At 39.4% G+C, this 24,552-nt stretch carries 21 protein-coding genes and 1 pseudogene; 5 read left to right on the plus strand and 17 right to left on the minus strand.

The window, feature by feature from the left end:
• Positions 1-4: 4 nt before the first annotated feature.
• The 5 genes from AB3Y88_RS02760 to AB3Y88_RS02780 form a co-directional block, all read right to left on the minus strand.
• Positions 5-1,258: an EF-P 5-aminopentanol modification-associated protein YfmF gene (locus AB3Y88_RS02760; protein ID WP_228887807.1), complete on the minus strand. Its 1,254-nt coding sequence runs from the start codon at positions 1,256-1,258 to the stop codon at positions 5-7.
• Between the two features lie 344 nt (positions 1,259-1,602).
• The gene (locus tag AB3Y88_RS02765) at positions 1,603-3,930 is read right to left on the minus strand and encodes a DNA translocase FtsK (RefSeq protein ID WP_056960142.1); all 2,328 of its coding nucleotides are present in this window, start codon (positions 3,928-3,930) and stop codon (positions 1,603-1,605) included.
• 80 nt (positions 3,931-4,010) lie between these two features.
• Positions 4,011-4,523, minus strand: a complete 513-nt coding sequence (locus tag AB3Y88_RS02770; RefSeq protein WP_056960145.1) for a tRNA (cytidine(34)-2'-O)-methyltransferase — start codon at positions 4,521-4,523, stop codon at positions 4,011-4,013.
• 202 nt (positions 4,524-4,725) lie between these two features.
• The gene (locus AB3Y88_RS02775; protein ID WP_054758086.1) at positions 4,726-5,586 is read right to left on the minus strand and encodes a methyltransferase domain-containing protein; all 861 of its coding nucleotides are present in this window, start codon (positions 5,584-5,586) and stop codon (positions 4,726-4,728) included.
• A 16-nt stretch (positions 5,587-5,602) separates the two neighbouring features.
• Complete coding sequence (locus AB3Y88_RS02780) at positions 5,603-6,103, minus strand: aminoacyl-tRNA deacylase (protein ID WP_054758085.1); 501 nt, start codon at positions 6,101-6,103, stop codon at positions 5,603-5,605.
• Positions 6,104-6,310: 207 nt separating this feature from the next.
• On the opposite strand from AB3Y88_RS02780, the gene AB3Y88_RS02785 reads away from it, so the two are divergent.
• Positions 6,311-7,288 (plus strand): GMP reductase, encoded by a 978-nt coding sequence (locus AB3Y88_RS02785; RefSeq protein ID WP_054758084.1) that lies wholly within the window; start codon positions 6,311-6,313, stop codon positions 7,286-7,288.
• Positions 7,289-7,742: 454 nt separating this feature from the next.
• Here AB3Y88_RS02785 and AB3Y88_RS02790 read toward each other — a convergent pair whose 3' ends face one another.
• Positions 7,743-8,099 carry a PTS glucitol/sorbitol transporter subunit IIA gene (locus tag AB3Y88_RS02790; RefSeq protein WP_056960147.1) on the minus strand — a complete coding sequence of 119 codons (357 nt, stop codon included), beginning with the start codon at positions 8,097-8,099 and terminating at the stop codon, positions 7,743-7,745.
• Positions 8,100-8,232: 133 nt separating this feature from the next.
• Here AB3Y88_RS02790 and AB3Y88_RS02795 point away from each other — a divergent pair, with 133 nt between their 5' ends.
• Positions 8,233-9,267, plus strand: coding sequence for a lactonase family protein (locus tag AB3Y88_RS02795; RefSeq protein WP_228887808.1), 1,035 nt, complete (start codon positions 8,233-8,235; stop codon positions 9,265-9,267).
• Between the two features lie 346 nt (positions 9,268-9,613).
• On the opposite strand, the gene mgtE is transcribed toward AB3Y88_RS02795, so the two are convergent.
• From mgtE to AB3Y88_RS02815, 4 genes and pseudogenes are all read right to left on the minus strand, one after another.
• A complete protein-coding gene (mgtE, locus tag AB3Y88_RS02800) occupies positions 9,614-10,942 on the minus strand; it encodes a magnesium transporter (RefSeq protein ID WP_235803433.1) in 1,329 nt (442 codons plus the stop codon).
• Between the two features lie 38 nt (positions 10,943-10,980).
• On the minus strand, positions 10,981-11,886 hold the full coding sequence (locus AB3Y88_RS02805) for an RluA family pseudouridine synthase (RefSeq protein WP_228887809.1): 906 nt from the start codon (positions 11,884-11,886) through the stop codon (positions 10,981-10,983).
• Positions 11,876-12,682: an NAD kinase gene (locus AB3Y88_RS02810; RefSeq protein ID WP_054758148.1), complete on the minus strand. Its 807-nt coding sequence runs from the start codon at positions 12,680-12,682 to the stop codon at positions 11,876-11,878. Before AB3Y88_RS02810 ends, AB3Y88_RS02805 begins: the two co-directional genes overlap by 11 nt.
• Positions 12,683-12,781: 99 nt before the next feature.
• Positions 12,782-13,417 (minus strand): annotated as a pseudogene (locus AB3Y88_RS02815) (GTP pyrophosphokinase family protein).
• A gap of 206 nt (positions 13,418-13,623) precedes the next feature.
• On the opposite strand from AB3Y88_RS02815, the gene AB3Y88_RS02820 reads away from it, so the two are divergent.
• A complete protein-coding gene (locus AB3Y88_RS02820) occupies positions 13,624-14,259 on the plus strand; it encodes a DsbA family protein (protein WP_054758147.1) in 636 nt (211 codons plus the stop codon).
• Positions 14,260-14,593: 334 nt separating this feature from the next.
• On the opposite strand, the gene pepF is transcribed toward AB3Y88_RS02820, so the two are convergent.
• From pepF to AB3Y88_RS02845, 5 genes are all read right to left on the minus strand, one after another.
• The gene (pepF, locus tag AB3Y88_RS02825) at positions 14,594-16,402 is read right to left on the minus strand and encodes an oligoendopeptidase F (protein WP_261909401.1); all 1,809 of its coding nucleotides are present in this window, start codon (positions 16,400-16,402) and stop codon (positions 14,594-14,596) included.
• A gap of 70 nt (positions 16,403-16,472) precedes the next feature.
• Positions 16,473-17,495: a competence protein CoiA family protein gene (locus tag AB3Y88_RS02830; protein ID WP_228887811.1), complete on the minus strand. Its 1,023-nt coding sequence runs from the start codon at positions 17,493-17,495 to the stop codon at positions 16,473-16,475.
• Positions 17,496-17,858: 363 nt separating this feature from the next.
• A complete protein-coding gene (locus AB3Y88_RS02835; RefSeq protein ID WP_056960155.1) occupies positions 17,859-18,584 on the minus strand; it encodes an adaptor protein MecA in 726 nt (241 codons plus the stop codon).
• 225 nt (positions 18,585-18,809) lie between these two features.
• Positions 18,810-19,208: a transcriptional regulator SpxA gene (gene spxA, locus AB3Y88_RS02840; protein WP_054756682.1), complete on the minus strand. Its 399-nt coding sequence runs from the start codon at positions 19,206-19,208 to the stop codon at positions 18,810-18,812.
• Positions 19,209-19,525: 317 nt separating this feature from the next.
• Positions 19,526-20,260 carry an MBL fold metallo-hydrolase gene (locus AB3Y88_RS02845; RefSeq protein ID WP_054756680.1) on the minus strand — a complete coding sequence of 245 codons (735 nt, stop codon included), beginning with the start codon at positions 20,258-20,260 and terminating at the stop codon, positions 19,526-19,528.
• A 93-nt stretch (positions 20,261-20,353) separates the two neighbouring features.
• On the opposite strand from AB3Y88_RS02845, the gene AB3Y88_RS02850 reads away from it, so the two are divergent.
• Positions 20,354-20,815: a hypothetical protein gene (locus tag AB3Y88_RS02850; RefSeq protein ID WP_056960157.1), complete on the plus strand. Its 462-nt coding sequence runs from the start codon at positions 20,354-20,356 to the stop codon at positions 20,813-20,815.
• 52 nt (positions 20,816-20,867) lie between these two features.
• On the plus strand, positions 20,868-21,425 hold the full coding sequence (locus tag AB3Y88_RS02855; RefSeq protein ID WP_228887813.1) for a M15 family metallopeptidase: 558 nt from the start codon (positions 20,868-20,870) through the stop codon (positions 21,423-21,425).
• 240 nt (positions 21,426-21,665) lie between these two features.
• On the opposite strand, the gene nrdG is transcribed toward AB3Y88_RS02855, so the two are convergent.
• Positions 21,666-22,250 carry an anaerobic ribonucleoside-triphosphate reductase activating protein gene (gene nrdG, locus AB3Y88_RS02860; protein WP_056960161.1) on the minus strand — a complete coding sequence of 195 codons (585 nt, stop codon included), beginning with the start codon at positions 22,248-22,250 and terminating at the stop codon, positions 21,666-21,668.
• The gene (gene nrdD / locus AB3Y88_RS02865) at positions 22,240-24,399 is read right to left on the minus strand and encodes an anaerobic ribonucleoside-triphosphate reductase (protein WP_228887852.1); all 2,160 of its coding nucleotides are present in this window, start codon (positions 24,397-24,399) and stop codon (positions 22,240-22,242) included. Before nrdD ends, nrdG begins: the two co-directional genes overlap by 11 nt.
• Positions 24,400-24,552: the final 153 nt, after the last annotated feature.

The raw sequence follows: 24,552 nt of genomic DNA on the forward strand, positions 1-24,552 counted from the left end.
TAAATTACTCCTTATCTAAAAAATAGACCGCCTGAAGCTTTGTCATCTTCGCGGCTGCTTGTATTTGTGCAAGTGTTACGTTTTGAATTCCCGTTATCCAAGAAGTCGTGGACAAGGTTCTACCTGTCAGTATCGCTATCAAGACTCGTTGCATCACATTTGCCTGACTATCAAGTCCACTTAAATATTCATTAATCAAAGATTTTTTTGTATCTTCAATTTCTTGTTGTGTTACACGTCCTGCTTGAACATCCTTGAGTTGAGCTTCAATGATTGCAAGTGCCTGTTCTTTATTCTTAGGATCAAGACCAGTCCGGACTGTCATTACTCCGCGAAAGCTATCATAGCTGCTGCTTGCATAATAGGCAAGCTGTGCTTTTTCACGCACATTAACAAATAATTTGGAAAGCGGCAAGCCCCCGAAAAGGCCTTCAAAAACCAAAACGGTAAAATATAAAGGGTCAGCAAAGAAGACTGGCAATGAAAAACCAAGGTTGAGTTTTCCTTGAGTCACTTTTTGCTTTTCTTCTTTTTTTCTAAGCGCATGTCCTTCCTGCACATAAAAAATTTCTTCCTTTCTGAGATTCCGTGCTGCGAATGGAAGTTGCTGAGCTAACTGTCTACATCTTTCCTCTTTCACATCACCGGAAACAATTATCTCGATCCGATCTTTATTTAAGCACTCTTGATAAGAGCTTGAAAGTTGGCTTGCTGTAATTTTCAAAAGTTCTTGATAGTTACCAAAAGATGGCAATGCTTGTTTTTCATCGTCAAACAAAAGCTTTTGCAGTGAAAGATCCGCGTATAGCTGCTTATTATCTTGTGTTGCACCCGCATAATCAACTACGTTCTTTTTTTGACGCGCAAACTCTGCCGCAAAAGCAGCAGGTTTTTGACTTACAAGCGGACGAAACAAGATTTCTTGCAAAAATGAAAACCCTGCTTGCAATAAATCTTCCTTTTCTGCCAGAAACTCATCATTTACGCAATCAAAAGAGACACTCAAAAAATGCAGGTTTCCTCTACGAACACTCGAAATCTCAAAGCCTGCACCGTACATTCTAGCAAGTTCATCAGCAATCGCTTTTTGATCGGGATACTTTTGGCAACCACACTCTAGAAGTGCTCCCAGCAACAGTCGCTTAGCTAGCTTGGTGGCAGTCAAAGCCGTTATCAGATTAATCGTTATTCTAGTTGTTTTAAATTGCTTAGTCGGAATGACTGTGAGCGCCACTCCTTCTTTCAGTTCAGTACGCATCTAATTCCTCCTCAAAAAAGCATACACTTCATCATAAACGAAAAAAATTTAAAAGACAATTAAGCATTTCACAACTACAATCTTTTAAAAAGTTGGTTGCTGAAGAAAGAATGTAAAAAAGGATGTGCCACCAAGAGAGTGTGACATAAGTCGGGAAAATTTGAGTACTAACTCGAAATTACGAACATAGCGAGTACTTTGCTATGAGTAATTCGAAGTTAGACGGAGAATTTTGACTTATGGAACACGTTTATCCGGAATAAAGAGGGGCCTGTGACAAAAGTTAACTTTTGTCACAGGCCCCATTATCGCACTTCCTTGTCAATCTGATTACATCATTAGCATTATTGTGCTGAGTCATCATCTGCTTGCGGCACATAAACTTTTCGCGGTTTGCTGCCCTCTGAAGGGCCAACCATTCCTTTTGCTTCAAGTTCATCTACTAAGCGAGCTGCACGGTTGTAACCGATCCTAAAACGCCGTTGGAGCATTGAGATACTGCAGCTTTGCTCTTTAGCAATCAACTTGACGGCATCTTCAAAAAGCTCATCTTCTGGATCAGTCGCCTGCTCTTGTGTGGTTTCTTCATCTGAAACAACCAGCGACTCATCATATTCAGCAGGTTGTTGCTGTTTAACAAAGTCGACAACACTAGCAACATCTTCATCAGAAATAAAGGCACCTTGCACACGTACTGGTTTATTCATTCCCATTGGCAAGAAAAGCATATCGCCACGCCCCAATAACTTCTCCGCGCCATTCGAATCAAGAATTGTGCGAGAATCAGTTCCGCTCGAAACTGCAAACGCCATCCGCGAGGGAACATTTGCTTTGATTAAGCCCGTAATGACGTCAACAGAAGGCCGCTGGGTTGCAAGAATCATGTGAATCCCGGCAGCTCGGGCCATTTGCGCCAAATGAATAATTGAATCCTCAACTTCGTTTGAAGCAACCATCATTAAATCAGATAATTCGTCAACGATAATTACTATATATGGTAGCAGCGGCTCAGCGGTCTTCATTTCCTTATTCTGCCTCTTTACCATCTCATTATACCCAGCTAAGTTACGCTGACCTGTGTTCGCAAACAATTCATACCGGCGCTCCATCTCAGAAACCAGTTTATGCAATGCCCGCGAAGCCTTCTTAGAGTCTGTCACAACAGGAGTCAATAAATGTGGGATCCCATTATAGACCCCGAGTTCAACCTTTTTAGGATCCACCAACATCAATTTAACCAAATGCGGCGGACAGTTCATCAAGAGGCTGGTAATAATCACATTGATTGCTACTGATTTTCCACTCCCCGTGGAACCTGCAATCAGCAGATGCGGCATTTTACCTAAATCAGCTGTTACTAATTTTCCTGAAATATCACGCCCCAGTGGAACTTCAAGCGGTTTTTGAGGTTTTTTGCGCTGTTCTTCAATAATACTTCGAAAAGAAACAGTCGAAACTTTTTGATTTGGGACTTCAATCCCGATCAATGATTTTCCAGGAATTGGTGCCTCGATTCGAATATCCTTTGCAGCCAATGCCAGTGCTAAATCATCTGAAAGATTAACAATCTTACTGACCTTAACGCCAATGGCAGGATGCAATTCGTATTTGGTTACAGCCGGTCCTAAAATTGCACGCTTAATCTCAACATCAACCCCAAAGCTTTGAAAGGTTTGCTTCAAGACCTTCGTATTGCGTTCAATTCTTTGGTAGTCGGCACTTTGATCCTCCAAATCGATATTATGCAGCAAACTAAAAGGGGGCAATTCATACTCATCATTGATCTTATTGCTGGTTTCAAAGACCTGCTGTTCATCTTCTTTTTCTTGATTTTCTTTAGTTATAGTGCCTGAATCCAGTTCGGTTTTCTCCGCTGAAGGTGCGCTCCAACGATTGGTACTAATCGGAGTTATAGTAGGACGCTGCTCATCTTGATGACTTGTTTCTTCAGGAATAACCAGTGTTTTTGCAGGAGATTTTTTGCGAACCGGCCGGATACCATTTTTTTTGTGCGCTAATTGCTTAATCCACGTACTCATATGTAAGAAACCTAATTTAAGCAACTGCATCCCGAAATGCCCCGCTTTTTTAGCCAGCTGCCCCAGCTTCACAAAAAGATCGCCGCAATATTTCAAAACTTTCTCAAATGGAATGCCGACAAGCAGACAGATACTAAAAAGCAATCCAAAACTCGCAACAATATAGGTCCCAAGCTGAGAAAACAAGAAGTAGGCAAGTGCATAGAGATACGCACCGAGCATTCCCCCACCAACACTGCCACCAATTCCGCCTGTCACCAAGTCACTGCGCAAATACTGCCACGTAATACTGATAAAATTAGCGTGAAGATCTAGGGTCCCAAAATAAACTGCATGCAAAAAAAGCAGACTACACAGCAAAATTCCAGATGTACCTAAAATAGTCGTTTTTTTCAAAGAGACTTCTTTGCCGGTCACAAGAATCAAAAGTCCGTCAAGTCCGAGAAATGCTAAGCCGATTGGAGCAGCGTCTCCAATCAAAACACGAAAGAGGTTAAGACACAAGATTCCCAAATAGCCAAGTTTAAACAGCCCTAAAAGTGCAAAGAAAATTAAAAATCCTCCTGCAATCCTTTTAGAACCAAGCTGCTTCTTTCTTGTCCTGCTGCGGCTTTTCTTTCTGCGTTGTGCCACGCTGTGATCCCCTTTCTAGCAAGAATTTTCACTATATCTATTGTAACATAGCATCACTGCATTTAGCGGTAGGCTAGCTTTCATTTCAATTTGTCATTTTCATAAAGATGCTTTTTTTCAAGTTTGGGAAAGTCTTGCTGACGTAAAACTTCATAAATCACAATTGCCGCAGAATTAGAAAGGTTGAGCGCCCTAATATGTTTATCATTTTGCGGAATACGCAAACATTTTTCTTCATTTGCCCGCATATACGGTTCAGGCAATCCAGTCGTTTCCTTCCCAAAGATAAAATAATAATCCTTTTCTGGAGTCGTATAATCGACTTGCGTATAATCCCGCGGTGCAAATTTAGAGATCAAAAAAAGTTCAGCTTGCGCTCCTAACGACGCCATAAAAGCGGGCAGATTCTTATGATAGGTAATCTTAACTTTATCCCAATAATCTAACCCAGCTCTTTTTAAGTACTTATCCTCTGTCGAAAATCCCAAAGGCTCGATTAAATGTAACTGTGTATTCGTTCCAGCACAAGTGCGTGCAATATTACCAGTATTCGCCGGCATGAGAGGTTCAAATAATACAATATGGTTCGCCAAAGTAATAATCCTCTTTTCGTTTCATTTATAGACACAAAAAAGCGTAGCCATTCGGTGTGGGCACGGCGAACAGCTACGTTAGTGAAGTACAATTATGTAATGACTAACGACAGTCCCGTTAATCACTAACAACCGATTTCTTGAAATAATAGTACCATCACAGTCTTTGGTTTTCAAGCTTTTTTCACAAAAAAACTGTTTTTCATTCTTTTTTTGCACTCAAAAGTGAAACATCAATCGTAATCTTGTCTAAACCCTTGCGCAAGCTCTCGTTAATTTGGGCTTGCGTCGCTCCCCAATGAAGTGGAGTCATATACATCAGGTTTTCAAAAAGTGCCTTGTTCAAAGGAAATTCATACTTGATTCTTTGAACATTTCCCTGCGGATAATTTTTCTTAAACAGTGTGACTACTTTTTCATTACTATAGTTATGCCGTGGATCCTCTTTTACATACAATGAGTGGCGCAATTCTTGTAAATATTCAGAATTGGGTACAATTTTAAACAAGTGTCCGCCACTTTTTAAAACTCGCTCAAATTCTTCATATGCTGATGGTGAAAAGAGATCTAATAGGACATCAAAAGATGCGGTCTGAAAAGGTAGGCGTGCTAAATCTGCCACACAAAAGAAGGCAGCAGTCTCTAACTGGGTTGCACGGTTCAATGCACGTTTTGAAATGTCAAAGCCTACCAGTGCATCATCTTGCTGATGACGCTGCTGCTCCAAAAGATGCAGTGTCGAACCTTCACCACAACCAATATCGAGAATCTTAAGCGGTTTTTCAATTGGAAGATTGTCTCCAATCTGGGCAACAATGGGTTTGAAAAGACCGGCTTGCTGTAAAATTCGCCTGGCGGCCCAGAGTTTGTCGTCATCATAATCGCTTTTTAAACCATGATTAACAAGATATAGTGTTCCTTTACGTCCAAAATCGAAGTTATGCTTATTGCTACAAAAAACACTCTGGTGTTCGACTTTTAAAAAGGGACGATGACACACAGGACACCTAAACAACGCTAAATTTTTCGCTACAAAAGCCATTCCACGTTCTATTTTTTTCACTAATTCACCGCCTTCATCATTCCTGAACCTTTAAATATTTTCCATTAACCAACTTTATCAGATCGCTTTGTTTCAATCTTACAGAACGACCTACTTGACCAGCTGAAACTGAGATCTTCTCAAACTTTTTTATCCGTTCATCAAAATAAATTGGGAAACCCTTGCGCACACTAATTCCAATCGGAGTATTAGCGCCGTGAACATATCCAGTAATTTTGATTAACTTCTTATTGTCCGCCAAATGAACTTGCTTTTCACCAAGCTCATGTGCAATCAGTTTAAGATCAAGTTCATATTCCAACGGTAAGCAAACTACTAAATGATCTGTTTCCTTCTCACTTGTGCGCAAAACAATTGTCTTTAAGATACTTTTTGCTTCAATCCCTGCTGCCTGAGCCTCAGCAAGCGCGTCGTATCCCTCCTCTAACCAATTAAAAACCGTTTCTTCATATTCAATGTGATGTTGATCCAAAATCCGCTCATCATTTGTTTTCTTGATCTTTTTCTTCTTTGCCATAAAAAAACTCCTTATTAAAACTTTCGCTACTAATTATAACCCGAATAAAGTACGGCGTCACTTCGATCAAAAAGCGAATATTTTCCACCTGATCTTTTTGTTTCATTTGACTTTCACATTAGAGTGTTGTAGATTTATGTGTGTTTGTGAGTTAAACAAACATAATCAACGAATTATTTTGTTAATTAAGAATGTGAGGTTTTAAGAATGCCTGTATTTGACTACGAAGATATCCAGCTTGTACCAAATAAATGCATCATCAAAAGCCGTTCCGAAGTCGACACAACTGTTAAATTTGGACCGATGACTTTTAAAATCCCGGTAGTTCCTGCCAATATGCAAACAATCATTGATGAACCACTTGCAGTCTGGTTGGCGCAAAACGGCTACTTCTACATTATGCATCGTTTCAACGAAGAGGAACGCTTACCCTTTGTAAAAAGAATGCATCGAAAAAACCTTTTTGCATCAATCTCTGTTGGTGTTAAACCAAAAGAATACAAATTGATTGATGATTTGGCAGCTGAGCGTGCACTTCCAGAATATATCACAATTGATATTGCGCACGGCCATGCTGACACCGTCATCGAAATGATCAAATATATTAAAAAAAATCTGCCTGGCACCTTTGTAATTGCGGGCAATGTTGGGACTCCTGAAGGCGTGCGTGAACTTGAAAATGCGGGTGCTGATGCAACCAAAGTCGGGATTGGTCCTGGTAAAGCATGTATCACAAAACTAAAAACTGGTTTTGGAACAGGCGGCTGGCAACTGGCAGCTGTGCGCTTGTGCGGCAAAGCTGCTAGTAAACCGATTATTGCTGATGGCGGTATCCGTCATAATGGAGACATTGCTAAATCTGTTCGTTTCGGAGCTTCCATGTGTATGATCGGCTCCTTATTTGCTGGACATCAGGAAAGTCCCGGTGAGATTATTGAAGAGGATGGGAAAAAGTATAAAACCTATTTTGGTTCAGCCTCACAATATCAAAAGGGTCAATATAAGAATGTTGAAGGCAAAAAACTACTTGTACCTTATCGCGGAAGCATTGCACATACCTTGCGTGAAATGCACGAAGATTTACAGTCTTCCATTTCATATGCTGGAGGCCGCGAACTCACAGCACTACGTAAAGTTGACTATGTCATCGTCAAAAATTCCATTTTTAATGGTGATAATATTTAAAATACTCAAATAAACTCAAACACATAAAAAGAGCGAGTGTGACATAAGTCGAGAAAATTTGAGTACTAACTTGAAATTACGAACATAGCGGGTACTTTGCTATGAGTAATTCGAAGTTAGACGGAGAATTTTGACTTATGGAACACGTTTATGCAGAATAACTAGAAAAAGAGTGTGACATAAGTCGGGAAAATTTGAGTGCTAACTCGAAATTACGAACATAGCGAGTACTCTGCTATGAGTAATTCGAAGTTAGGCGAAGAATTTTGACTTATGGAACACGTTTATCCGAAATAAAAGAGGGGCTGTGACAAAAGTTAAATTTTGTCACAGCCCCTCTTAATTTTATTTTGATTCAATCCTACCCATCAAAGCCTTACGACCGGCTAGACCGCCTCATTTTAATTGCTTGATATCAAACTATCTGCTCCAATACACTCGCCAAAGCCGCAGTTTAAAGATATTTGATGACACTTCCAACGTGGATTTCCGGCATTTTTTGCGGTGTCAGATAAATTCCATTATGTTGTGGTTTTTCTGGTACATCTTCAAAGAAAAGAGTCGCATGCCCAATCATTTCCATATTACTTTGAACTAACTGTCCGACATACAAAATCTCATAGAGCTGATCATCAATTCTCAATTTGCGACCTGCACGAAATTGATACTTTTCATCTTTTGATTTAGCAAAGCGTTGTACAATGGAGACACGTCTCAATTGAGTTGAAGCAGTTTCATCAAAGAGAATCAACAGATCGTCATCTTTAGAAACCGCTTCAGGCCCAATTTCAACAACTTTTGCTTCTAGCATACCCCTAACCCCTTCTATTCATTGTTTGTAACACTTACATTGTAGCATAAATTGCAGCTTTCTTACCAAAATTACAGTTAGTTGATCCAATTATGCTATACTTAAATTCATAATCATAAAGGAGGATATAAACGTGAATCAAACTCTTTTCTTTGGCACTTATACGAAAAAAATTTCTGCCGGTATTTACCGTTCAGAACTGGATCCGCAAACAGCGCGCTTGAGTAAACCAACTGTATTTATTAAGATTGACAATCCAACCTATCTGCAAACAACTGCTTCAGGTAATTTGTATACGGTTGCAAAAAAGGGAAATGCTGGCGGAATTGCCAGCTTTGCCTGCAATCAAGATGCACAACCACAGCAACAGTCGCAACTGCTTTCTGCAGGTGCTCCTCCTTGCTATGTCGGTTGGGATGCTGGACGCAACCTTGTTTACACCGCAAATTATCATAAAGCAACTTTAAGTGTTTTTTCTTCAACTGCCGGCAAACTGACGTTGATTAAGGAACTTAAATTTACTGGCAGTGGTCCGCTCCCTGGTCAAGAACAAGCGCACATCCATTATACTGATCTCACACCCGACCAGAGGTTAGCAATTTGTGATCTCGGCAGTGATCGCGTTTATATTTATAATGTCTCAGCGACACATGAACTTGAACATGTTTTCACTTATCATGCAGAATCTGGATTTGCTCCACGGCATCTTGTCTTTCATCCCAATCATAAATATGCTTATTTAGTAGGTGAATTAAGCAGCCAAGTGGCTATGCTTGAATATCACGCTGAAACTGGGGAATTAGTACACAAACAGACACTTTCAACCTTACCACTTGACTGGCATGGTGAAAATGGAGCGGCTGCCATTCGCCTTACGCGCGATGGTAAATTCCTCTATGTTTCAAACCGCGGCCATGATTCGCTTGCAACCTTTGCCATTGCGGCTGATGGCAGAATGCAAGCAACTGCTTTTACAGCAACTGAAGGAGAATTTCCACGCGATTTCGCACTCGATTCGACCGATCGCTTTTTGGTAGTGGCTAACCAAAAGACAAATAATGCCACACTTTTTGAACGTTCGCTTGCAACCGGCGCACTCACTTGCAAGCAAAAAAATATTCCTGTCCCAGAAGGCGTTTGCGTTTCATTTTCACATTTCCAACTCTAATTTTTTAATAGTTCGCTATGTTACACAGCTTAAACTCGCAAACATCAAAAAAGAGAGTGTGACATAAGTCGGGAAAATTTGAGTACTAACTCGAAATTACGAACATCGTGAGTACTTTGCTATGAGTAATTCGAAGTTAGACGGAGAATTTTGACTTATGGAACACGTTTATCCGGAATAAAAGAGGAGCTGTGACAAAATTTAACTTTTGTCACAGCTCCCTTTAGTTTTGTTTTACTTTGTCATCTGCGCAATTAATACATGCCACCAATCAATTCTCTCCATGAAATTGCGGTTCTCACACCGCCAACTTTCATTTAGAAATCAGACACAGGTTTTTGCGGCTTCATTTGCCAGTAATAAATGACAAGAAGATGCTCGCAATATTGAAGTAAATCAGTACAGAGGTTAAATCACTTAAGGTTGAAATAAACGGTCCTGAAGCAACAGCTGGATCGAACCCCAGCTTGTCCATCGCCATTGGAATAATGCTGCCGGCAAGATTCGCTACGATAATTGCACACATCATTGCCAACCCGATCACAAAACCTAATATAAAGTTGTGTTTCCACAAACCAACAATTACAAAAATTGTTAGTCCCGTGACCAGCCCAATCACAACTCCAGTGATAACCTCTGTGATGATTGTCCGTAACAAGGTTTTATTATCATCACCCTTGTAAGCAAGACGACGGACTGCAACCGCTAAACTTTGAGTTCCGGCATTCCCCGCGGTTCCTGTAATTGATGAAATGAAAACTGCCAGAATACTTGCCTCGCTGACGAGTTGTTCATAATGCGAAATAAGAGTAGCAGTCGACATCCCCAAAAAAAGCAACGTAATTAACCATGGTAAACGCTTTGAAGCTGCTTTAATGGGATCTTCTGGGCTATCCTCAATATCAACCCCAGCAAGTCCAGAATAGTCTTCAGCGGATTCTTCGTCGATAACATCAATAATGTCGTCAACTGTGATAATCCCAATTAATTTATCATCATAGTCTGTAACCGGAATTGCAAGAAAATTATAATCTCTAATGGTTTTAGCAACATCTTCTTGATCTTCATCCACTTTGACAGCCTTGACCTGATCATTCATCACATCTTTAATCAAAGCATCGTCATCACTAATTAGTAGCTGTCTTAAGGTCACAACGCCAATCAGCTTTTCCTCATCGTCGACGACATAAGCATAGTAAACCATTTCAGCTTCTTTTGCTTCTTTTTTCAAAACGTGCATCCCTGAACGTACAGTCTGGTTACTGACAATCTGAACAAACTCAGTCGCCATGATCGCACCAGCAGTTTTATCCTCATAATGAAGCATTTCTTTAATTTCGGCTGATTTTTCAGTTGGCATCAATCGTAAATATTGTACCAATTTCTTCTTCTCTGCAAAGGCAAGAATATCCACTGCATTATCGGTATACATCTGTCCCAAAACCGCTGCCGCATAATTAGGCGTCATTTCATCGAAATATTTAATAACCGCTTCAGGTTCTTCTTCAACTGCGTTAAAAGTGGCCCCGAGCTCTTCCGGAGTCAAATAGCGATATAGTCGTGCACGTTGCCTAATTGTCAATTCAGTCAAAATCTGTGCTTGCTCATAAACATGCAGCAGCAAAAAATTTTCACGAAACTTTGTCGCCTGTTGCTGTTCCAAATAGGTGACGATTTGGGCTTGTTTTACTTCACTTTTTTGTTTATCTTCACTCACGACAGTTCACCCCGTTGATTCTCCTCAAGATATTTTTGTAAATCAGCTGGCAATTGAGCAACAACCTCAATTTTTTTCTGCTTGAAAGGATGAAAGAAAACTATTTTATGGCAATGCAGTGCCTGACGCTGCAACTGCTGACTTAGTTCACCGCCATAAAGAGTGTCTCCCACCAAGGGATGCCCAAGATATGCACTATGTACTCTGATCTGGTGGGTCCTTCCTGTATGTAGCCGAACCTTGCACAAAGTTGCTTGTGGAAATCCAGCAAGCTTCCACATCTCTGTGCTTGCTCTTTTGCCTGTCACTTCTACTCGACGTTTAATGAACGATCCCGGGACACGGTCTAAGGGCAATTCCAGTAAGAAATGCGCTGTGGTAATTTTGCCTGATAACATCGCTAAATAAGTTTTTTCGACCTGGTGTGCCTGTAACTGCTGGTCTAACAATGCATGTGCATAACGGTGCTTTCCAAACAAAACAACTCCAGATGTGTCACGGTCAAGGCGCGTGGCAATATGTGGAATAATTCCCTGATATCCCCTTAATAAGTAATAGCCCCATACGCGGTTGATTAAGGAGTCGTTTGGGTACAAAAAAGACGGGATCGACGGCACTCTTGCCGGTTTGTTGACAAGTAAAAAGTCACGATCCTCGTATAAAATATCAAGCGGAACATACGATGGCTGCAGTTGCTGCCTACTTTTTTCAGCGGGTAGCCTTAACGTTAATTGGTCTGCAAATTCCATCTGATCAACCTTGCGTCCGGGAAAGCCGTTTAATAGCAGCTCTCCTCCGTGAAACCGAATACTGGCAAGCAAGCGGCGCGATACTCCTTTTTCTTTGAGAAAAGTTTTAATCTTGATGGGCTCTTTCCCCTGATAACGCCAATTAATTTGCATATTCTGAGCCGATAAAAGCATCCTGTACTCGTTGCCAAAACTGCATATGGCGATATTTGGCAAAATGAATACTTTTTTTAGAAATTTTAAATCTTAGTTGAGCTATTTTTTTACCATGAAAACTATTTTGATCGACAGTCAACAAATAATCACTTTCGCGTGCCGGAATTAACGTCACCCAATCATTTGGAGCAATAATCATTGGTGAACTAAGTGTCCGAAAAACACGATTGTTGATTGAACTAATCTCAGCAACCTGCAAAACTTTTAAGTTAGGATGAATTACAGCTCCGCCTAAAGATTTATTATAGGCAGTTGACCCTGATGGAGTAGAGATACACAACCCATCACCACGAAATCTTTCAAACAACTCTCCACCGATATAAACATCAGTAACCATGGTTGCACTCCACCTCTTTAAGGTTGCTTCATTAAGTGCTAGAAAATTCTCAGGTTTTTGCTTATCAGCATATGTCACACGGACATCCAAAAGAGGATAGCTGATCGACTGTCCATTATCAGACTGCAAACTAATCACAAGATCATCAATTTCATCATCGCGCCAATCAGTGTAAAAGCCTAGATGCCCAGTATGAACACCCACAAAGCGCACTGTTTCCAGCAATGCGCTATACTTGTGGAACGCTGCTAAAAGTGTTCCATCACCACCAATAGTCACAACAATATCTGGATTTTGATCATCCAAAACAAAGTGTGTATCTTTGAATTTTTGACGCAGCCTTTGACTTACAATCTGTGAAAGCCGCCCATCATTTGCAAAAATCGCAATCTTCATAGCTTACCTCTTTTATCTTGTGCCCGTTATAGTTACACGTTTTATTATTACACTTCTTGAAGATGAAATAAAACAATTTACGTACTATTCATTTAAATATTATTTTTTCTTTTCATTATGCCGGTAATATGAAAAAGCCTCTTGTGCTTCTTTAATTTCTTCTCGAATTGCTGACATTTCCTGATCCAGTCTAAAAGCTGCTTCTGCGGCTCCTTGAAGACGTTGCTTCAATTCTTGGGGGAAAATGCCTTGATATTTATAGTTCAAGGAATGTTCGATGGTTGCCCAAAAATTCATGGCTAGTGTTCTAATTTGAATCTCAGCCAAAACAGTCTTTCTGCCAGTCAACATCTCAACTGGATACTCAACGATCACGTGGTAAGAACGATATCCACTCGCCTTTTTATTAGCGATATAGTCTCTTTCTTCAATAATGTGCATATCCTTTCTCTACCGCATGACTTCTACTAGTTGGTAAATGTCAGCTACAAACTGGCACATAATTCTAACACCAGCAATATCTTCCATCCCTTGTGCCAACTCTCCCCAAGCGATATGCCGTCGTTCCATTTTTTCTAAAATACTGGCTACCGGTTTAACCCTGCCAATCACAAATTCAATTGGAACATGCTTTTTTGTAATCACGTACTGTTCTTTTAACGCAAGAAACTTCGCCGTTAATTCTGAAACAGCCTGCTCATATGGTAGTAAAAATCTTGTCCATTCTTTCTCCATACTTAATTCCCTCTATCGTAAATAACTAAGACTCTCAATTAGTTTACCATAGACATTCAGGAGATTATAAAAGAAAGTTGTGTTTTTGCTTTCATTCAATTGAAAAAGGGGTGCACAATCATTGAAAATATTTTTTTTTTTGTTAAAGTATAGTTAGCAGTTTTGTAGAATACAGTTGTGCGAAAATGTTGTGCGGAGGAATAGTTGTGCTTGAAATATACTTGTTCATTAATCCAATTGGGAGTAAGTGTTATCGGTCGGAACAAAACATTATTAAGTTAGTTGACCAGCTTAGTACGGATGTTAAATTTCGGTTTATCCCGTTTTTAAATCTTAATACGGTCACTACGATTATGAGCGAACGTCATCTTCCATTAAATGACCTTCATACCAGAAATCGTATTTTCAAACTTGTGTATCAGTCTGCCCTAGATTACAAAGCAGCACTTTTCCAAGGAAGCCGCCGTGGTCGAAACTATCTGCTGAATTTGCAGCAAAGTGTGATTGTTTGCGGAGAAGAATACTGCGATCAAGTTGTTGCAGAAGTTGCCAAAAAAAGTGGGCTTGATCTTGAAATGTTCAATCATGACCGTACCTCAAAGTTTACGGTTGAATCTTTCAAAAGAGATCAACAGATGGCTGCAGAAATGAAAGTCGAAACTCATCCGACCGCGGTGCTTTATGACTGGGATCAATTTGATTTTGGCATTTCGTTTACCGACTGCCAGTCATTTGAATTACTAAAAGATCTGTGTACAGGCAAGCTCAATGCCGAGTTGCTCTCGACCAAGAGTGCAAAGTTAGACGCTAAAGGACATCATTCATCGATTCATATTTTATAACTAACTAGCAGAACTTTTCTACTTGATAGTTAACCGCTGAAGTATCAAGTAAAGTATTTTGGGCAGAACTAAGGGGGCTGTGACAAAAATTAATTTTTGTCACAGCCCCTCTTTTATTCCGGATAAACGTGTTCCATAAGCCAAAATTCTCCGTCTAACCTCGAATTACTCATAGCAAAGTACTCGCTATGTTCGTAATTTCGAGTTAGTACTCAAATTTTCCCGACTTATGTCACACTCTCTCTTTTATTCCGGATAAATGTGTTCCATAAGCCAAAATTCTCCGTCTAACTTCCAAAAATGCACGTTTTTTACTGCAACTTCAACTTAGCAACTAACTTTTTTTGCGCAACAATCCTTCTAATTCTGCTAAACGGCGCTGGAAAATTGCAAAAGCTGCGTCAAGATATTCCACAGTTGTCATATCAACTCCCGCACGCTTAACTGCCTCCAACGGGTATTGCGAATTGCCGGTGCTCAAGAAACGTAAATAATCTTTGGGTCCTTCATCCCTGATCTTCGCCGCCAAAGCACTCGCCGCTGCAAAACCGGTTGCATATTGATAAACATAATAATTATAGTAAAAGTGCGGTATTCTAGTCCATTCAAGGGCAATTAGCGCATCTTTTTGCATACTAGGCCCATAGTAATGCTGATTCAATGCAAGGTATTTTTCATTTAATTCTTTTGCAGTCAAGGGCTTTTGCGCAGCATCTTGAATATGCAGCCAATCCTCAAATTCGGCGAATTGAGTCTGCCGATAAACAGTTCCTTTGAAACTATCCAAATAATGATTTAAAATGTACGCTTTGAAACCTGTATCGGTAGTATTTTCAAGTAAATACTGCGTCAATAGATTTTCATTAGTAGTTGATGCAATCTCTGCGACAAAAATTGAATAATCGCTATTTTGATAAGCTTGGCGGTGGTTGCTAAGATACGAATGCACACTGTGTCCCATCTCATGCACAAGTGTATACAAACTTTCAAGATTATTTTGCCAGTTTAAAAGAATATAAGGTGGTGTATCGTACGTTCCTGAAGAATATGCACCATCTCTTTTCCCGCGATTTTCACACACATCGATCCATCTTTCTGAAAAAGCCCGCTTTACTATTTCAAGATACTCGGTTCCAAAAATCGCCAAAACCTCAAGTGTGATCTTCTTAGCCGTAGAAAAACTATATTTTTTCTCTGGTACAGCAGTAATCGGCGCATACAAGTCATACATGTGAACTTCATCAAGCTTAAGTACTTGTTTTCTTAATTTTACATACCGCTGTAAAAGTGGCAGAAATTGATTGACCCTTGCTATCAAAAGATCATAAACTGCTGTTGGTAAGTTATCAGGGGCAAGTGCGGCCCGTTTGGCAGTTGCATAGTTACGAATTTGGGCCTCAAAATTATGCGTACGTACATGTGCTGTTAAAGCTGTTGCAAAAGTATTTTGAAATTGCTCATAAGTCTGATAAAGAGCATTAAAAGCTTCTTTTCTGACTGCTCTGTGAGTAGATTCCAGCAATTTCCCAAATAATCCATGTGACAACTCAACTGTCTGTCCCTGATCGTTATGTACGGTTGGAAATTTTAAATCTGCATTGTTTAAAATCCCAAAAATATTTTCCGGAGCCGCAAAAATATCAGATGCAGCCGCCAACAAGCCCTCCTCTTTTTCAGAAAGAAAATGCTTCTTTTGTAGCCTAATTTGGTCTAAAAAATGCCGATAAGCATTCAACCGCGCATCACTTTCATAGTAATGAGCTAATTTTTCCGCCGGCAATGCAAGTACTTCAGGTTCAAACCATGCAAAAGAAGCGTAAACAGTAGCTGTCAGCTTTTGAATCCTAGCAAAATATCCTTGATAGCGTTTATTGTTTGTATCCTCATCATTCTTAAGGCTGGCATAAACATAAACTTTTTCAATTCTTCTTTTTAAATTCAGGAGTGTTTCCAAAACAGAAACTAATGCATCAGCATCTTTTTGCATTGTCTGCCGGTACTGCTTCATAGCACCTGCCATTGTTGTAATCAAATGAACTTCCGTTTCAAATGCTGCATCAGTCGCAAAAATCTTGGTCAAATCCCATGTAAGCTCTGCAGGAATTTCAGTTCTTGCAAGTAACGCAATTTTCTTTTTCTCCATTGCTCTCACCCCACAATTTACTAATGGTACTCTTTTTATAGAAACATACCTAAGGTCAGAATACAATGAACTACACTCTAAAAAACCAGTGATACTTCTTCAAGATTCCATTAAAATCTACCAGTTGCTCCTCCCAAACATGTTCAAGCTTAACTAAAGGCAAAGAAAAGCTGCTTTGTTGCTGAAGCCTTATACCCAATTGATGTAATTTTGCCAGTTTACCTTTTTCACGATAAACTGCCAGTAAGTATTTACTCTTCCAATAAAGTTGTTTGACTCCATAAAGTGGTGCGCTATAACTTTGTTGCATAAATAAGAACTCCAACTGTTGCAAAACTAATCCTTCTTGATACCAATCCTGCTGAAGCTCGCGAATTTTGCCTTGACTATAAAAACAGTCACGTTGAAATTTAAGAATTTGCTGACTTCTCTGCCTAGATGTTAATTTTTGAGGCACTAATCTTAATGGCTTTTTCATGAAAGTAATTAATTCTTGGAAATTAGCAGTTGTAAAGGACAAACTTGCAACCGGCAAATAGTCGGCTTGTTCGAGGTGATAATATAGTTCTAGTTTTTTTCGCTTGACGGAATAATATACCAAGTAAAAGCCCAAGTTGGGCAACCATCGAATAAACTGGGCAATTTGCTGGGTAATCCCCCGTTGGAGCCGATGACGCTCTCCCAAAATCCACAAAAAAGCAATTCCAAGTCGTCTGTATCCTTCCGAGCGTTGTTTCATTTTTTCAACTGAAAGTGGCGCACACTGAAATTCAAGTACAAAGTTCTGTTGCTGATGTCGCACAAACAGATCTGGTCTTTGTTTTAAAACCTCAATATAATACTCAACTATAACCGTTTTTCCTTGGACTTTTAGCAATTGTGCAAGTTGAAGTTTCCCAGTCAAGTGTTCACTTGTCTCTCCTTCAGAATGAGCAGCACATTCTGGATTATTTCTATGTGCAAAATGTGTAATTTTGTGCGCTCCGCTTTTTAAAATCAATTCTGCATGACAGGCTGGGCAATAATAACTTTCTCCACTTTCAGCCTGATATGCAGCAATCGGTTCCCCATCCAAGTTGCAAGCTTGCAACATTCGATCACCTCCTAGTTAAAATTACGCAAACTAGGTCGAAAAGCTGCATCTATTGTTGAAACTAAAAGGTAGTTTTGTTATTTTTTACAGATTAAAAATCTGTTTCAAGCAATAGACTGTGCTACACAAAAACGAGAGTGTGACATAAGTCGGGAAAATTTGAGTACTAACTCGAAATTACGAACATAGCGAGTGCTTTGCTATGAGTAATTCGAAGTTAGACGGAGAATTTTGACTTATGGAACACGTTTATCCGGAATAAAAGAGGGGCTATGACAAAATTTAACTTTTGTCATAGCCCCGTCTAACTTTATCTTTGGCAATGTAATTTAATACATTCCAATCATCATTCTAAATCCTACTTTACTTAAAGTAGTAACGCGCCAGTTCAAATGCAGAAGCCTTAAAAATCATTTTTCCTCTTTCCTGCAAAAGATCAGGAGAAACATTCACGCGTTTACCATACTCAACCGCCAGCGATAAAATATCTTTAATCTGGCTATCACTTGTCTGTTCCACAAAGAAAACAAGATCCAAGTAATACTTATCCTTAAAGAAGAAGAGGCTCGAAGCCACATCCTCACTGCGAAGAACCTTGGACGCCTGTACAAAATCTTCAAAATCCTTGAACTCAATGACATAATGTCTGCGTTCTGTACTCTTGTCATTCAAATATCCAGAAACCCCGTCACCATCATCAACAATTGCCCCTTTTTTCTTATCAGGGTTGGTTGTCAACTCATGTTTAATATATTCCGAAACATCTTCATCAGCTCCAAGGAGCGAAAAGTCCAAATCGTTGGGGGTGTCACCATTACCTTCTTTTGAGTCTTTTTTTCCAGCATCTTTTGGATTCACCTTGCTAATAAAAAGTTCTAGTCCATTTCTATTAGGTAGTAACTGAAAAGTCACCGCATCATTTTCACGAAATTCATGATCAACGTCGACTTCTTCTAAAATGCTGTAGAAAAAATTCTCAATTTCCTTATGATTGCCAAGCAAGTCGAGGACAGTAATTCCACGTTCGGTCAAGTCGTCAGTCTCAAGCAATACCCTAATAGTATTGTCATTGATTTTTTCCATCTCCATCATGGTCACCCACCTTTCCGATATACCCTCTCGCTTAATGATAACTAAAAAAAAGAAATTGTAAAGGACTTTATCCTAAAAAGAAAGCTAATCTAGCAGAAAAGATGAATTTCTGTTTGATTATCCTTCTACATCCTCAAAGTTACCAAAGGAGGCTACAGCAACTCATTAAAATTGCTATAGCCCCCTATCTATAAAGTTCCACCAATTGCCTATTTAATTAAACTAAAAACCTGCCAACTCTTGGGCACGCTGTAGTTCAAGAGCACGAACTTCACGTGGCAAGAAACGCCGAATCTCATCTTCATTATAACCGACTTGTAATCTCTTTTCATCCAGAATGATTGGTCGTCTTAAAAGACCTGGATTCTTCTGAATTAAATCGAAAAGCTGCTTGAGAGGTAACTCATCCAAATCAACATTCAACTTTTGATAAGCTTTAGAACGTTTTGAGATGATTTCCTCAGTTCCGTTTTCGGTCATCTGTAAAATTTGTTTAATCTCGTTGATACTCAATGGTTCAGAAAAGATATTGCGTTCTTTAAAAGGAATCTCATGTTTCCTCAACCACGCACGTGCTTTACGACAAGAAGTGCAACTTGGTGATGTATATAAAGTAACCATAACTTATCCGCTCCTTTACATTAAAAGCAACTTGTAATTAATATCGCCCACAAGCATATTATACCGCTTGTATCAAAAAATTAATACCTTTATTTGATAAAAAAAACAAATAAATTAGTCAAAGTGGCTTTGTAAAAATACTGTAAAGGTCGATAATTCTTCACTTTCCATTACATATAAGGGATAGTAAGTGAGTTTTAGCTTCAACTAACATTACTTTTTGTTTATAGAACTGATAGTCAAATAGTTATTAAAGCGCCTTAGTCCAAACAAACTGCAAGCCCTTTCCATATTCCAATGTAAACGTTATCTCTTTTTTAAACCCTAAAACTTTTATCAACACCTGCAACTTCAACTATAACCTGCCGCCCAGCTGCCTGCTGTGCTTCTTGCTGTAACTTACTGAATTCAATTTTTTGGGGTAGATGTGAAAGTACTAGTTGCTTAACTCCTGCTGCTTTAGCTAAGTTCCCAGATTCGAGGGAGGTCATGTGCCACTTCGTTCCTGTTTTGGTAGCATCAAAATTCGTATCTGTCAGCAGTAAATCTGCAGCATGTGCAAACGGCACAAGTTCAGAAAAGTAGGCAGTATCAGCTGTGAAAACAAAAGTTTTACGTTCTCGGGTAGTAATTCTCATTGCAAAAGCTGTCACAGGATGCTTAGTCCGTAAAAATTGAATCTGGAAAGGCCCGATTTCAAGAGGCTTTTGCGGTTCATATCCATACCCCTTGGTGGCATGCGGCCATGTAAGGGCTGTAAAATGTTCCTGATCTTCTTGATGCCCATAAATTGGGAGAATTTTCTTTCCTTCATCATTATTCAGTTGCCAATAATATTGTAAAACTCCGACATCGGCGATATGATCATAGTGATAGTGAGATAGCAAAACTGCATCTAACTTCATCGGATCAAGGTGATGTTCCAGACTCAATAAAGCACCACTGCCGCAATCTAACAACAGATTAAAGCCATCTTCTTGCAGTAAATAACTGCTTGTTCCTTGATTGTCATAAGGATAGCCACCATACATCCCTAACACTGTTATTTTCATATGTAGATCTCCTCCTAAAATTACTTGCTTTTAAAATCAATTCGATTATAACACAAGTATTCTGGCTCAGAAGATCACAGAAAGGAGCTCATTTTGAATTATCTTTATTTAACTTTTGGCTCAAAATCAATTTTAACGGAACTCAAGTCGCAAAATCCGACGCATCAATTTGTCGAATTGGCTTCCTTTGAAAATGAGCAAAAACGTGCACTTCTAGATATTACTTCTGCAGATTCTGTCTTTAAATCGGGAATTGGCTTCAAAGTATTGGCGGGAAATTTTCATATTCAGCAAGATGTTAATTATTATTTTAACCACTTTATGCTTGATGAAGATGACCAAAAAAAATGGTTGCCAACTTTAACAAAACCAGCTGCCAGTCTACAATATCTACTTGGTCAATCCATTAAGCACGACTTTAACTTTCTGACGATCACCACTTGGGATGATGAGTCCAAATACTCAGACTGGATAGCACAGCATCCTTTCTTATCAAATGCAAACGGGACTTTTGATTCTCCCTACAAACGTGTATTTACACTCGCTAAAAACTAAAAGGCATACTACTGCGCACCATTTTTCAAGCAAAAGCCAAGGAGGACAGCGGATGAACACTTTAAAAAATGGTTTCATTAACATTCAAAAACTCGATCCGACAATTATTGTTGAACTTAAGTACGCAACTACTGATAATTTCACTCATCAAGTCATTTATGACTTTAAAACCGCAATTGCACGAATCGGTACTGCCGAAAAGCTCGCCGCCGCCAGCAATCTATTGCGTAAACAAGGATTTCGCCTTAAAGTCTGGGATGCCTATCGCCCTGTCAGTGCCCAAAAAAGACTTTTTGAAGTTTATCCTGATCCAACTTTTGTGGCACTTCCAGACCCCAATTTTAGCCACCAAAAAGGAGTTACTTTTGACCTGACTATTACAGATTCTACAGGCAAGGAATTAGAAATGCAGAGTGGTTTTGATGACTTTTCTGCACGAGCACATCGAGATTTTGAACGCACCCCGCAGCAAGCTAAAAATTATCAACTCTTAAATTCTGCAATGATCGCTGCTGGCTTCGAGGGTTATGCAGCTGAGTGGTGGGATTTTCGTGATACCGAAAAAGACACTTATGGGCCGTTAGCGGCTGATCCTAATGATTATCAATAAATTGCTGATTTTAAGCTTTTTCGCTAAGCGTCAACACCTTTGACCCAAAAACGCTTACACACAAAAATCCACTTTAAAAACAAGTGATTTTTATCAATCCAAAAACTCCAGCCAGTGACTGAGCTGCATCAGTCCTAGCTGGAGTTTTTAATGATCCTTTTTATCTTCGTTTTCTTAAATTTTACCAGACATTTAGTCAATTTTCATCCAGTTTAATTTTTGCAGAAAACTTAGCTGACACTATTTGAGCAACTTGTCCCACAAAACCACATCGCCGCTTTGCAATGACCGCTGCACATCAATAATTCTCTGATTAGAACTTCCTCTAAACTGGAGGGTTAAATCTTTTTTGGGCAACTCAAACCTACCGTCTACCAAAATATCAATTAAAGATAATAATTCCCGTTTATCTGCTGAATCAATTAATAACTCATCCCATTTATATCCAGTCCAAGACCAGACATCTTTTGTATGACCGTACTCCTGACGCAGCCGCTTAACAAGTCGCAAGCAGACTTGTGTATTAAGGAAAGGCTCTCCTCCCAGAAGCGTTAAACCTTGACAGTAATCAGCCCCCAAATCTTCAATAATCAGATCTTCCAGTTCCTGGGTATACGGAGTTCCATAATGAAAATTTTGTGCAACTTTGTTATAACATCCAGGGCAAGCAAACTTGCAGCCGCTGACATATAGACTGCAGCGGACTCCTTCACCATCAACAAAGTTATAGGGTTTATAGTCTGCAATATACTGTTGGCTTAAATCCGAAGCCAACCATTCTTCCGGCTTGGGATCGCGTGGTTTTCGTTCTGCTCTATTCTTCATTATTAATCGCCCCATTAAAAAGATTTTTCTTCCGGGAAGCAATCTCAACGTGCCGCCCATGAACCATTGGCCGTTGTAATGGATTCCCCAGATAACCGCATGTTCTTTTTACGCAGTCACATGTTTTAGGGTCATGGTTCCCACATTCTGGACACTCAAATCCCCTTGCAGTTGCTTTGAATTCGCCTTTAAAATCACATTTAAAACAATGATCAATTGGTGTATTGGTGCCCAAATAACCGACTTTGTCATACGCCCAATCCCAGACAGCTTCAAGTGCCTTAGGATTTTGCTTTAGATTCGGATACTCACAGTAATGAATGAATCCGCCAGAAGCATACTTGGGATAATCCATCTCAAACTTCAACTTTTCAAACGGAGACGGATGTTTACGAACATCATAGTGAAAGCTATTAGTATAGTATTCTTTAGCAGTAATATCCTTGATTTTGCCAAAACGTTTAGTGTCGAGTACACAGAAACGATCAGTTAAAGATTCACTTGGAGTCGAGTACAAACTAAAGTGATAATCATACTCATCTGACCATGCTACACAGCTATTTTTCATTTTCTTGACAATTTCAAGTGTAAAATCATGTGCCTCTTTATTCTGCTCCCATTCCGGTCCATAAAAAATTGTCCCGACTTCATAAAGACCAATATATCCCAAAGAAACTGTTGCACGTCTTTCTTTAAACAGTTGGTCAACACTTTCACCCGGCTGCAGTCGTTTGCCAAATGCCCCATATTGATAAAGAATTGGTGCATTCTCTGGAAGAGCCTCTTTGACTCTCCCCACTTTAAAGACTAGCGCATTTTTACACAATGCCATCTTTTCTTTAAAAATCTTCCAGAAAAGCTGCTGATTACCATTGGATTCAAGGGCAATCCGAGGTAAATTAACCGTTACAACCCCAAGATTCATCCGGCCAGAATTCACTTCTTGACCGTTTTTGTCTTTCCAACCTTGCAAAAAGCTACGACATCCCATCGGAACTTTAAAACTACCGGTTAGTTCCTTAATTTTGTCATACATCAAGACATCAGGGTACATCCGTTTGGTAGCACATTCAACTGCTAGTTTTTTTAGTGCATAATTAGGATCACCCGGCTTTAAATTTAGCCCTTTTTTAAGCGTAAAAACGAGCTTAGGGAAAATTGCGGTTCTCTTTTCTCGTCCCAGACCTTTAATCCGAACTTCTAGAATTGCGCGCTGTACCTCGCGTTCTACCCATGAGGTTCCAAGCCCAAATCCTAAAGTCGTAAACGGTGTCTGTCCCTGTGAAGAAAACAGTGTATTAATTTCATACTCTAATCCTTGCATCGCATCATAGATATCTTTTTTTGTTCTTTTTTGGGCAAATTCTTTACGTTTGGCTTCGTCTGGAATATATTCTGCAGCTGCTTCCAAATGTTTATGATAATTACGCAATGCAAAAGGGGCTAGCAATTCATCGACACGATCAGCAGAACAGCCACCATACTGGCTCGAGGCTACGTTAGCAATAATTTGTGCCATCTGCGCAGTCGCGGTTTGAATAGAATGCGGGCTTTCTACTTCTGCATTTCCAATTTTAAATCCATTATTCAGCATTTCCTTGAAGTCAATCAAACAACAATTGGTCATCGGACTCCAAGGCGTATAATCAAGATCATGATAATGAATATCGCCACGCAAATGAGCTTTGGCAATATATTCAGGCATCATCTTAAGCCCAAGTGTTTTACCAACCGCCCCAGCTGTTAGATCACGCTGTGTATTAAAAACATTGCTATCTTTATTAGCATTTTCATGTACAAGACTAGGATCTTTAACTTGTAGCCGTTCCAGCCTCTTTTGCGGATCAGTCTCCTCTATCCAATTTTTTTCATTTTTTTGATAAACTTGCAAAAACTTAATTGCTTCTTTTGCAAAACCCAATTGATTAAGGGCAACAATCATTTCACGATGAACTTCGTGTGCACTGACAGCTTTTTTCTCCTTCAGCTGTTCAATGACAGTCTCAATGATTTTAGTTTCCTGTTCCTTTAATCCCATCCGTTCTAAGATGAGCTGTAATTTAAAGCGCTCAAAAGTAACCTGTTCCCCGCCTCTTTTAATAAAGACAGCTGGACTTTGCACTTTTTTTTCAACCATTGTTTCTGTCATTGCCATTTATCTAGTACCTCCTGCTAGTGATTCAATATATATATTGTATGCTCAAACGGGCATAAATACAACCAGTAGTGTATGGATATTTAAAAAATACAATATATTGTGCAAAATATGTTATTTAGTTAGTGATTTATTTCCTAAGATTGC

Source organism: Liquorilactobacillus satsumensis, from assembly GCF_964065465.1.
In the GTDB taxonomy this organism is placed as follows: domain Bacteria; phylum Bacillota; class Bacilli; order Lactobacillales; family Lactobacillaceae; genus Liquorilactobacillus; species Liquorilactobacillus satsumensis.

Coding starts and splice junctions, on each gene's coding strand:
- nrdD (WP_228887852.1), bottom strand. CDS start 24,399: ATGACAGAAACAATGGTTGAAAAAAAAGTGCAAAGTCCAGCTGTCTTT.
- nrdG (WP_056960161.1), bottom strand. CDS start 22,250: ATGAAGAATAGAGCAGAACGAAAACCACGCGATCCCAAGCCGGAAGAA.
- AB3Y88_RS02805 (WP_228887809.1), bottom strand. CDS start 11,886: ATGCAAATTAATTGGCGTTATCAGGGGAAAGAGCCCATCAAGATTAAA.
- AB3Y88_RS02760 (WP_228887807.1), bottom strand. CDS start 1,258: ATGCGTACTGAACTGAAAGAAGGAGTGGCGCTCACAGTCATTCCGACT.
- AB3Y88_RS02785 (WP_054758084.1), top strand. CDS start 6,311: ATGCCTGTATTTGACTACGAAGATATCCAGCTTGTACCAAATAAATGC.
- AB3Y88_RS02845 (WP_054756680.1), bottom strand. CDS start 20,260: ATGAAAATAACAGTGTTAGGGATGTATGGTGGCTATCCTTATGACAAT.
- pepF (WP_261909401.1), bottom strand. CDS start 16,402: ATGGAGAAAAAGAAAATTGCGTTACTTGCAAGAACTGAAATTCCTGCA.
- spxA (WP_054756682.1), bottom strand. CDS start 19,208: ATGGTTACTTTATATACATCACCAAGTTGCACTTCTTGTCGTAAAGCA.
- AB3Y88_RS02835 (WP_056960155.1), bottom strand. CDS start 18,584: ATGGAGATGGAAAAAATCAATGACAATACTATTAGGGTATTGCTTGAG.
- AB3Y88_RS02830 (WP_228887811.1), bottom strand. CDS start 17,495: ATGTTGCAAGCTTGCAACTTGGATGGGGAACCGATTGCTGCATATCAG.
- AB3Y88_RS02810 (WP_054758148.1), bottom strand. CDS start 12,682: ATGAAGATTGCGATTTTTGCAAATGATGGGCGGCTTTCACAGATTGTA.
- AB3Y88_RS02855 (WP_228887813.1), top strand. CDS start 20,868: ATGAACACTTTAAAAAATGGTTTCATTAACATTCAAAAACTCGATCCG.
- AB3Y88_RS02780 (WP_054758085.1), bottom strand. CDS start 6,103: ATGGCAAAGAAGAAAAAGATCAAGAAAACAAATGATGAGCGGATTTTG.
- AB3Y88_RS02790 (WP_056960147.1), bottom strand. CDS start 8,099: ATGCTAGAAGCAAAAGTTGTTGAAATTGGGCCTGAAGCGGTTTCTAAA.